The organism is Mesorhizobium robiniae, assembly GCF_040545535.1.
In the GTDB taxonomy this organism is placed as follows: domain Bacteria; phylum Pseudomonadota; class Alphaproteobacteria; order Rhizobiales; family Rhizobiaceae; genus Mesorhizobium; species Mesorhizobium robiniae.
Window position 1 is genome coordinate 1 of record NZ_JBEPMC010000035.1, and the last position, 2,163, is coordinate 2,163.

Sequence of the window (2,163 nt, forward strand, 5' to 3'; positions counted from 1 at the left end):
CTTCGATCCATTCCCTTCCGCCCGATCCGGGATGGCCATCCCGGATCGGGCATCTCTTACTGAACCAAACGGCTTGGAAAGTCATAAGACAAGACGCTCTCGGATGCGATGCAGCGACTGTAAGTCCTGCTGCTCGATCGACTTCACAGGCACGAAGCGCATGGTCGGGCGTGTTGCTGCCTCGTAAATTGCTTCCGCGTCTACCGCGTCGTTCTTCGAGCCGCGCGCGAACGGCTTCACAACGCGCGGGTTGATCAGTCGAACCCGTCGACGGTCACGCGTGAACCAGCGACCCCAATGATGGGCGCTGGCACAGCCCTCCATCCCGATCTTCTCTGGCGCTATCTCGTTCATGGTCTCCAGGAGCTTCGCCCGGCTGACCTTACGCGAAACGAGCACACGATCGGCATCGATCCCGTGCAGGTGAAACGACTGCTTTCCAAGATCGATAGCGAGCAAATCCATTGTCATGCTTTCCTCCTTCAAGTTGGCCACCTAATTGTGCCGCAGAAGAGGGAGGCGTCCATCCCATAACATGAAGACGGCGGTGGACGCGATCTTCATCGGCAGGGATCGCCGCTACAACCGCCGCTTTGCGGAGATGTGCGGGCATTACCTTGTCGAGCCGGAGGCCTGCACGCCGGCGGCCGGCTGGGAGAAGGGGCAAGTCGAGAACCAGGTCGGGCTGGTGCGCAAGCGCTTCTTCACACCGAGGCTGCGCTTCAAGACGTTGGAGGATCTCAACGGCTGGCTGGCCGACAAATGCGTTGCCTATGCCAAGGAGCATCGGCATCCCGAATAGGGCAAGCGCACGATCTGGGACGTATTCGAAGAAGAGCGCGCCAGCTTCATTCCCTATGCGGGTCGCTTCGACGGCTTCCATTGCATTCCCGCGTCGGTGTCGAAGACCTGCACGGTGCGCTTCGACAACAACAAATACTCGGTGCTGTCGAGTGCCGTCGGCCGGCCGGTCGAGATCCATGCTTATGCCGACCGGATCATTATCCGCCAGGACGGTGTGGTCGTGGGCGAGCATGCCCGCTGCTTCGGCCGCAACGAGGTCATCTACGATCCCTGGCACTACGTGCCGGTGCTGGCCCGCAAGCCGGGCGGATTGCGCAACGGCGCGCCGTTCCTTGGCTAGGTCCTGCCGTCGGCAATGGAGAAGGTGCGCCGCAAGCTCAAGGCGGTTGATGACGGCGATCGGCAGATGGTGTCGATCCTCACCTGCGTGCTGACCGATGGATTGAGCGCGGTCGAGGCCGCCTGCCAGGAAGCCATCGAGCACGGCGTCTCGTCGGCGGCGGTGATCCTCAACATCCTGGCCCGCAGCCGCGATCCGGCGCCGGGCACGATCCTTTCCATTCCCCAGGCGCTGAAGCTGGCTCACGAGCCGATCGCCGACTGCGCCCGCTATGACAGTCTCAGGAGGACGAACAGCCATGGAACGCACCGAAGTACTGGAACTGATGGGGGCGCTGAAACTCTTCGGGATGCGCGCGGCCTATGACGAGATCATGGGCGTCGCCATTAAGCGGCAGCACGAACCGCCGAAGATCGTCGGCGATCTGTTGCAGGCCGAGATATCGGAGAAGCAGGCCCGCTCCATCAAGACCAGCTCACCGTCGCCAAGCTTCCGCTGGCCAAGGATATCGAGGACTTCGATTTTGCCGGCACGCCGGTCAACGAGAGCCTGATCCGCGATCTCGCCGCCCGCGCCTTCGTCGCCCATCAGCGCAATGTCCTCCTGGTCGGCGGGACAGGCACCGGCAAGTCGCATCTGGCGATCGCCATTGCCGTCTCCCATCCGCAACGGCGCACGCGGGCGCTTCTTCAACGTTGTCGACCTGTCAACAGGCTCAAGACCGAGACCCGTGCCGGCCGGCAGGGCCGCGTTGCCGATCACCTTACCCGGCTCGACTTCGTCGTCTTCGATGAACTCGGCTATCTTCCCTTCGCCCAGGCCGGCGGGCAGTTGCTCTTCCATCTGGTCTCGAAGCTCTACGAACGCACCAGCGTCATCATCAACACCAATCTCGCCTTCGGGGAATGGCCGAGCGTCTTCGGCGACCCAAGCAACGCAGGATACCCCTGTTGTTGATCGGTTGGTGTCTCATGTCACGGTAGTTGACCGTGGACATGCGCTGTGTGGACAGCGGTTTG

Annotated in this window: 1 protein-coding gene and 2 pseudogenes; 2 read left to right on the forward strand and 1 reads right to left on the reverse strand. The window is 62.0% G+C overall.

Annotated features, from left to right (window positions below; translation table 11 throughout):
• Window positions 1-87 precede the first annotated feature (87 nt).
• A pseudogene (locus ABID19_RS34180) lies at window positions 88-465 on the reverse strand (IS110 family transposase); the annotation flags it as partial.
• Window positions 466-532: 67 nt separating this feature from the next.
• Here ABID19_RS34180 and ABID19_RS34185 point away from each other — a divergent pair.
• Window positions 533-1,510 (forward strand): annotated as a pseudogene (locus tag ABID19_RS34185) (Mu transposase domain-containing protein); the annotation flags it as partial.
• Window positions 1,511-1,651: 141 nt separating this feature from the next.
• Window positions 1,652-2,101: an ATP-binding protein gene (locus ABID19_RS34190; protein WP_354494853.1), complete on the forward strand. Its 450-nt coding sequence runs from the start codon at window positions 1,652-1,654 to the stop codon at window positions 2,099-2,101.
• Window positions 2,102-2,163: the final 62 nt, after the last annotated feature.